7 protein-coding genes are annotated in these 7,861 nt (G+C 60.9%); 3 read left to right on the top strand and 4 right to left on the bottom strand.

Translation table 11 applies throughout. The annotated features are described in order from the left end of the window. From ET21_RS0108350 to ET21_RS0108335, 4 genes are all read right to left on the bottom strand, one after another. Positions 1-1,533: TonB-dependent receptor (locus tag ET21_RS0108350; RefSeq protein ID WP_156029046.1), on the bottom strand; the 1,533-nt coding region annotated here is incomplete at its 3' end. A 96-nt stretch (positions 1,534-1,629) separates the two neighbouring features. Then, the gene (locus ET21_RS0108345; protein WP_030539309.1) at positions 1,630-2,691 is read right to left on the bottom strand and encodes a FecR family protein; all 1,062 of its coding nucleotides are present in this window, start codon (positions 2,689-2,691) and stop codon (positions 1,630-1,632) included. Next, positions 2,684-3,232: an RNA polymerase sigma factor gene (locus tag ET21_RS0108340; protein WP_030539308.1), complete on the bottom strand. Its 549-nt coding sequence runs from the start codon at positions 3,230-3,232 to the stop codon at positions 2,684-2,686. The genes ET21_RS0108345 and ET21_RS0108340 overlap by 8 nt, the downstream gene beginning before the upstream one ends. 277 nt (positions 3,233-3,509) lie before the next feature. Continuing rightward, positions 3,510-3,905 carry a MarR family winged helix-turn-helix transcriptional regulator gene (locus tag ET21_RS0108335; protein WP_030539307.1) on the bottom strand — a complete coding sequence of 132 codons (396 nt, stop codon included), beginning with the start codon at positions 3,903-3,905 and terminating at the stop codon, positions 3,510-3,512. A gap of 326 nt (positions 3,906-4,231) precedes the next feature. On the opposite strand from ET21_RS0108335, the gene ET21_RS0108330 reads away from it, so the two are divergent. From ET21_RS0108330 to ET21_RS0108320, 3 genes are all read left to right on the top strand, one after another. Beyond that, a complete protein-coding gene (locus ET21_RS0108330) occupies positions 4,232-5,293 on the top strand; it encodes a toprim domain-containing protein (RefSeq protein WP_237751520.1) in 1,062 nt (353 codons plus the stop codon). Between the two features lie 33 nt (positions 5,294-5,326). Further along, entirely contained in the window at positions 5,327-7,318 is a 1,992-nt protein-coding gene (locus ET21_RS0108325) for a ParB/Srx family N-terminal domain-containing protein (protein WP_030539305.1), read from the top strand. Positions 7,319-7,410: 92 nt separating this feature from the next. Then, positions 7,411-7,779, top strand: coding sequence for a hypothetical protein (locus tag ET21_RS0108320; RefSeq protein ID WP_030539304.1), 369 nt, complete (start codon positions 7,411-7,413; stop codon positions 7,777-7,779). Positions 7,780-7,861 lie beyond the last annotated feature (82 nt).

Genomic DNA, 7,861 nt, shown 5'->3' with positions numbered 1-7,861 from the left:
CCAGCGAAGGAGTAAACTCGGCCAGCGTCTCGGACGGCAGTCATGAGAGCCGTACGATGTGGTCCGATCCTGAGAGAAGTCATAATAAGGGGCGACATTCCCTTGCTGAATGGCGGCGACGTTGATGATGAATTTCGTCTTCCGCACGCCAACTCCGGCGGCGAGCCGTGCTTCGCCACCCGGCAACCGGAATACCGGACCTTCCGCGTTTGCTTCCAACGCCTGGATGCGATTCGTATAAGTCCCTTTCTGGACAAAATCGAGCGCTCCATCAAACGAGACGTCTGCGAGCAGCTTGGCCCTGCTTTCGCCCACCATCGAGCCGAGCCTCAATTCCCAAGTCTTGCCGAGCGTGAGTTTGAGGCTCGGCGCGACCGTCCAGGAGCGCGTGTTGATATGTATGTCGGCGCCCGAAACCCGGCATGTGTCTTCCAAAACATAGCTGACGCAGATTTGGCTATCGCGGTCGCTAAACTGACCATCGACTTCAAAGGAAATGCCGCTTCCTAAATTCTGATGGCCAGCAGTTACGATGCTATATTGGCGTGCTCCGCTTTGGAGAGTGTCGGACGGATTGTTCACCTGAGTATATGATCGCTGGCCTGCCGTGATCGGGGTTGCATGGCGGAAGTCGAAAGCGGCCATGAATCCCCCGGTTTCCCAGCGCTTCCCGCTCACCAGATTGAACTGCTGCTCGAAATCTCCTCCGTCGGTCGCGCCGCCAATACGCGCGGAGACAGACGCGCCCTCATAGTCGTGGCGAAGTATGACGTTTGCCACGCCACCCACTGCATCCGAGCCGTATAAGGCAGACGAGCCGTCCGTCACGATTTCTACGCGCTCAATGGCGGCAAGTGGCACGGCGGAAATGTCGACTCCCTGGCTTATAGCGTCATAGGCAACGCGATGGCCGTTGAAGAGCGTGAGAGTGGCGTCTGCGCCAAGCCCCCGAAGGTTGAGCGCCGAGGACGAGGTTATGTTTTCGGAAGTGCCTTGTGCTCCGACGGCGATGCCAGGGTTCTGCCCGCCAGAGTAGTTTTGGACCAAGCTACGCGCGAATGTACCGAGGTCATTGATGCCACGCTTCTCGATGTCGGTTCTCGTGGCTACGACTAGCGGTGACGCCGGTTCGACCCCACGGATGTGTGTTCCAGTGACCACGATCTCACTGTGATCCGTCGAACGATCGGTTAGATCGGCCGACGGCGTCGATCGCCCCCGGATGATGATGACGTCCTTTCGGTACTGGGCGACGAGGTCGGATCCTGCCAGGAGCATCCGGACGGCTTCGTCCGCGCTGAACGATCCCTTGAGCCGCGGCGCCTTCTTTCCAAGGGCCGCTTCGGAGTTGAAGATGATCTCCTTCCCCGACAGGCGGCTTACGGCTTTGAGGGCGTCGCCAAGGTCCCCGGCTTCGATGTTGTACTCGATGCGACGCTCATCGACGGCGAGGGCGGGGGCGACCGGCACGAGCGTACCGATCGCCACAGCGGCAAGAAGTGCACACCGAAAACGAGACCCCATTCGAACCATCTTTTGCCCCCTTTGAAATTCCCGACAATCTGGCGGGATTTTCAGGGAGCATCGCAACAAAACTGCAACCTACGGGGTAGGGATAAAAACTTTCGGCTATTTTTTCCGGAGCGTGATTTCGTCCGGCTTTGTCCTTTCGACGTCGAGATCGAACAGTGTCGCGAGACGGTCGGCGACCTGATCGGCATCATTTACCCGGAATCGACCGCTCACCCGCAACGTCCCGATAGTCGGGTCGCCCAGACGGATAGCGGTTTCAGAATCCTTGTTGGCTTCAGCCACCACGGCAGCCAGAGGCGTGCGCTCGTACTCACGAACGGGCGAGGGCTCCGGCACCTGGGCGAGAGGTTGAAGTTCGGCCTTCCCCGACGCGGATCGAAGCATCGTCGGCGTGATGGCTGCGAAACTGAGGGTTTCGCCCGGCTCAAGACGCGCAACAGCTGCAGGGGCACTCGTCCCCTTGTTAGTGCTGGGACGTTCGACATCAACGGCTCCGCGTAGAAGCTTCACCGTCACGCGCTCGTCTCGCCCAAGACTGACCTCAAAAATTGTCCCGCGCGCGGTCACGCTTCCTCCGCCTGCCAGAACGATGAAGGGCCGGGTCTCATGCGCAACATCGAAGCGGGCACCACCGCGTTCCAGCTTCAACTCTCGCCGACCAGAACTGAAGGTCGTGCTGAGTTCGCTGTCGGGATCGAGTTCGACGGACGAGCCATCCACGAGTCGCACCGTCTTTCGGGAGCCATCCAGGGTCGCATACCGCTGAAGTTCGGCCGCCTGGTTAACCTTCGGCTGTGCCACCTGCACTGGAGCGCTGCCAGTGCCAGGTAGCTGAACTCTCGCGATCCATCCTCCGATGCCGAGCGTCACGAGCAGGCTTGCGGCTATTGCTGCCCATCTCCAATGGCGACGGCTCTCCTCATTATCGTTCGCTTCGGTTTGATCTTCGTCCTGTGCCGCCATGAAGCGTCCCAAAGCGAATATCTCGCCAGCTCGTTTGTATGCCCCGCGATGCGATGCCCCAAGCACGAGCCACTGTTCGAATTGCGGGCGCCACTCCTCGGCATCAGGGCCCCGCATTCTGGCAAACCACAGGGATGCCTCACGCATCTGCTGATCCATCCTCGGCACAGGCTCTGGCATGTCTTCTTCAGCCATGGGCGTTTCCGATGCTCTTGCCGATGCGCACAATCGCCTCAGCCACATGCCACTCCACGGTTCGGATACTGATATCGAGTTGCTCAGCTATCTGCCTATATCCCAGTTCTTCAGCTCGATGTAGCAAGAATACCTCTTTCGTCCTTGGCGGGAGGGTCTCGACAGCCGATCGATAGCGCTCCCGCATGTCGTTTATTTCCGCGACGGTATCAGGTCCGGCAATGTCATTGCCGGCCGAATAGGTAACGGGATCGAATGATTGCGCCTTGGCCCAGGCGCGCGCGCGATCGGCAAGGAGATGTCGAACGATCCCCTGCAAATAAGCGCCCGGATTGCTCGTCGCAGCGGTGGATCGCGATGCGACCAGCCTCGTGAAAGCTTCCTGCACCAGATCGTGCCTATCCTCCTCTTGCCAGATGCGCGGCTTGAGAAACGAAAGCAGCTTCGGCGCCTCCCTTCGGTAGACGGCCTCGAACTGGCGATGATCATAACGTGCGGACGGGCGCGCGCACGGCGCTTCATTCTCACTGGCGCGAAACATCGGCTTACGCGCACAGTGGGAGGTCGAAGCGCGTCAATGCGCGATGGCAGACAAGCAGCGAAGAAAGCATGACAGAACCACCCAAGGGTGGTGGGCAATAACGTCCAATGCGTGCGCCCAACCGTCATGGATGGGCACTTTGCCATGCGTGGAAGGTTTATCCTGCAGACGGTCCCCAGCCGTTTCCCGTACTGCCCCAAAACTCTGCAACGATTTCCAGATGGTTGCAAGGCGCTACAAGCACCCGGATACCCTTTTGCCCCTATGCATCGCATGCTCAGCTCTCGTTCGCCTTGCACGCGGGCGAAACCGCAACGAGCTCAACCAGCCGGTCAAAGAAGCGGTCGAGCAATTCACTCGTTGCCGGCTCCAGCTCGACAAGGATTCTCCGGCCATCGCTCGGATCGCGTCGCAATTTGACCAGCCCGCGTTCAGCAAGACGGTGGACGATGCGTTGCGAATTTCGTTCCGATGCACTCGATGCCGCGGTCAGCGCGGTCAATGAGCGCGGCTGGCGGCTCCTGCAGGTATAGAGATCCAGCAGCATCTCGAATGCGGGGATCGTAAATAGATCCCGACCGAACTCATCAGCGCGCAGCCGCTGAACTTGCTCCGTAAAATCGACCATCCTGCACCGGTTGATGGTGGTCGTGATTCGCGAATCCTCCATCATTTCGGCTGCTCCCGGTCCGGCTTGGTGGGCTCGCGGAGGCCGACGGGAAATTCCTTGGAGGGAATCGGCATGACACTATCCTTTCTCCGGTGAAAGGAATCTCATGTCCCCGCCTGCCATATTGTAAGTTCTTGTCTGTAAATAGCGTCTGGTCCGCATCGATCCATTCTGGATGATTGTGTGGGAATGCTAAGTCGGCCTTCGACGTCGTGAAGGTCTTTCGCGAATCTGTCGGCAGCATAAACTAGGTATATTTGCAACGACCAGTGCTCGGCATAGGCCGAGACGCGCCACAACGTCGTGCCGACCGAGAAGGAGGGGAGTGGGTGGAAATTGGTTGGGCGATCTGCGGGTCGCCCGTCCAATGCTTGCCCGTCTCTCCCCTTCTGCCGTTCTTGACGTCTGATGAACTCACTGGCGGGCGGGCAGCCCATTTTCGGGACACGCCCATGCCTCGTACTATAAGCAAATATAACCCGGAACTCGAGGCCATCGGGTCCGATATCGTGAAGCGTCTGGGGGGCGTCTGGAAGCCGGGCGGCGCAATGTGCCGTTGTCCGGCCCACGCCGACCGCAGTCCCAGCCTCTCTGTTCGCGTGGGGGACCATGCGCTGCTCTTCAAATGTTTTGCGGGTTGCAACTCCCGCGACGTCATCAATGAGATCCTTCGTCTCGAAGAAAAAGCGCTGCACCATGTGGACCAGGTCTCTCAGGCCTCGGCGGGAATGCCGACGGACCTGTGGCGGCGCCAGCAGGCATTGCGGATATGGGATGAAGCCAGGCCGCTGATCGGCACACCCGCCGAAATTTATCTGCGCCGCAGGCGAATAGCGCTGCTGCCCCGGGCCTTGCGCTTCCATCCCCGAACACCACTCGGCCGGGGTGATGACGTCGAGTTCCGGCCCGCCATGATCGCGGCTCTTCACGACGGCGGCCTTCATGACGAGGGGCGCTTCATCGCCATCCAGCGCACCTTCTTTGATAGGGACGATGCGCGGCGCGCCCGCGATCTTGCCGATCCACGCATGACGCTTGGCCGCCCCGACCGCGCAGCAGTCATGCTGAGCACTCCGACGTCGATCCTTGGACTCGCCGAAGGGGTCGAGACCGCAATCTCCGCAATGATCCTGTTCGGGATTCCGGTCTGGGCCACGCTTGGCAGCGACCGGCTCCATCAGATCGCGATCCCCGACCGCGTCAGGCGCCTGATTCTCTTCCCCGACAATGACATCGCCGGCGAAATCGGCGTCGCCCATGCGCTCGAGAGCTACGCGATGTCGGGCCGCGATATCGACACCGAGTTCCCGCCGCCCGGCTTTAAGGACTGGAACGACGTGCTCCGGGCGGGAGGGGAGGGAGTGGGGGAGTGGTGGCGGAAAGTGGCCTGATGGTCAGGCTGTCCCCGCCAGGAGACTACCACAATGACGCAACTTCCCATCCTCGTCGCCGCGGCAAACCTCGCCAAGTCGCCGAGCAACGTCCGAACTGTCAGCGACGCCGTCGCCGACGCCCAACTCGAAGCGAACATTGCCGTCAAGGGCGTGCGGCAGAACCTCATCGGCGTGCCTGTTTCGCGCAAAAAGGGGCATTACCGCATCATCGCGGGCGGCCGACGCCTCGACGCGGTCCACCGGCTGATCGAAAAAGGCGTGTTCGATGCCGACTATCAGCTGGCGGTGCTGGTCCTCGGGAACAGCAAGGACGCGATCGAAACCAGTCTTGAGGAAAATTTCTTCAACCTCACGATGAACCCGGCCGATACCTGCCGGGCTTTTCAGGACATCATCGAGAGCGAGAAGAAGACCCCTGAGGACGTCGCCAAGCGCTTCGGCCTCACCGAGCGGTTCGTGCGCAGTCGGCTCCGTCTTGCCGATCTCGCCGATCCGATCTTCGAAGCGCTGCGCAACGGCGAGATCACGCTGAACGTCGCGGTTGCCTATGCGAGCAATAGCGACCGCACCAAACAGGCCGAGGTCTTCGAACTGCTCAAGGACGGCTACTACCGGGCCAATGTCAACGAGATCAAACGCCAGCTCGTTGAGGACACCTATGTGGGCAGCGATCCCAAGGCTCTTCTGGTCGGGCGCGATGCCTATATCGAGGCGGGCGGCCGGGTCGATCTCGACCTTTTCACCGACTCGACGACTGAGCGATGGATCGACGGCGATCTCCTTAACCGTCTCGTTGCGGACAAGCTCGCGGCGGCCGCGGAAACCCTGCGCGAACGTGAAGGGCTGGCGGAAGTCCGGATCATTCCCTCGACCCATGTCAGCTACAACGACACCTGGGACCTGCGCCCGCTCAAGGGCGACGCGCCCGAACTTACGGCAGAACAGCAGGCGCGTCTCGAGGAACTCGAGGTTGAAATCGAGGCCGCCAATGAAGCCTGGGAAGATGCTGATGAGGACGGCCAGGTCGAACAGGCCAACCGTGTCGAGATGCTCGAAGCCGAATATCGCGCGATCGAGAAGCCCGCACCGGTCATCTCCGAGGAGCAGAAAGCGGCGGCGCTCGCCTATGTCGTCATCGGCCATGATGGCCAGCCGCGTCTTCACGAGCAACTTTATGTCGCTCCGGTCGAAGAGCCTGACGAGGACGAACAGGGCGACCAGGTAGAGGGTGAGGACGACAGTGACGATGTCGTCGCCGGCCCGGGCAAGTCCACCTATAGCCAGCGGCTCAGTCAGGAACTGGCCGAGATGAAGAGCGAATTGCTGCGTGTCCATATCGCCAGCGATCCGCGCTTCGCGCTCGACCTCGGCACCTTCTGGATGGTCGACAAGGCGACCCGCCATTCGAGCGGTTTCGATCTTGCGACCGAACTCAAGGCCGACAAGCCCTACTCCGGGCTCACCGGCTACCAGAGCGGGACGCTCGCCGCCGAGGAATGGGGCAAGATCGACGAGGCGCTCGATCGTAGCTGGACCGAAGCTGGCGACGTCTGCCAGCGCTACGATGCCTTCTGCGCGCTTCCCGATGAGGCTCGTGCGGCCTGGCTCGCCTGGGCCATCGCCCGGACGCTCCACGCGGTTGTCGCAGGCAAGACGGGCGAGGCCATGATCGACCATCTCGGCACCAAGCTCGAGATCGATGTGGCCGCCTGGTGGCGTCCGACCGCGAACAACTATTTCGATCGCCTGAGCAGCAAGGCCGCAATCCTCACCCACCTCGAAGAGATTGGGGGCAAGGAACTGTCGAGCCGCTACGGTGCGTCGAAGAAGCATGACCTCGCAACTTCGGCCGAGAAGATCTTCGGCGGCTCCGTCCCCATCGAGGCGGAACTGCGCGAAGCGGCTCTCGCCTGGGTACCCGACGTCATGCGTTTCGGGACGACCGCTACCACGCCGGAACCGGTGCCTGCGAACGACGAGCGTGTATCCGACGCTGGCGACGAACTCCAGCAGGCAGCCTGATCCAACGCCCCTGGGACCGCAGCCTCGCGTTGCGGTCCTCTTTTTCGTGCACTTGCGCCTTGAGTGGCGAACCGGGTTCGAGGAAACAGACGATGGCCGACATTACCCAACTCCCCGTCATGACCGCGCGCGATGCCGAATCGATCGGTTTCGCTCGTTTCAACGATGTCCCAACCTTGCCGATCGAAATTCCCGACGGGAACTTCACGATCAGCGCGCGCACCAGCGACGGACGTCGCATCACCTTCTTCTTCGGCGAATATGAGCGCGGCGCGCCGCCGAGCTTTGTCGACATCCAGTATCACGACAATGCCACTACCATCCCCAACGCGAATGGCGGCACATCGCCTAGCTTCGACATGCTCACCATTGGGCGCGGTGGCCACAATGCTTATGACAGCCGACGCCATCCGTCGGATGAGAAGCCGTCGATTGCCGTGATCCTCCTTCGAGCATCATAGGCCACCACCAAATCCCTCTTTGCCATCTGTCTCCACCTCAGGGCCTGGCCTCGCGCCACGGCCCTGTTTTCATGCTGGCCAC

Origin of the sequence: Sphingobium sp. DC-2, from assembly GCF_000722555.1 — a bacterium.
Classification (GTDB): Bacteria; Pseudomonadota; Alphaproteobacteria; order Sphingomonadales; family Sphingomonadaceae; genus Sphingobium; species Sphingobium quisquiliarum.
The sequence above is the reverse complement of the archived record's forward strand: the minus strand, read 5'-3'. Positions and strand labels throughout refer to the sequence as shown.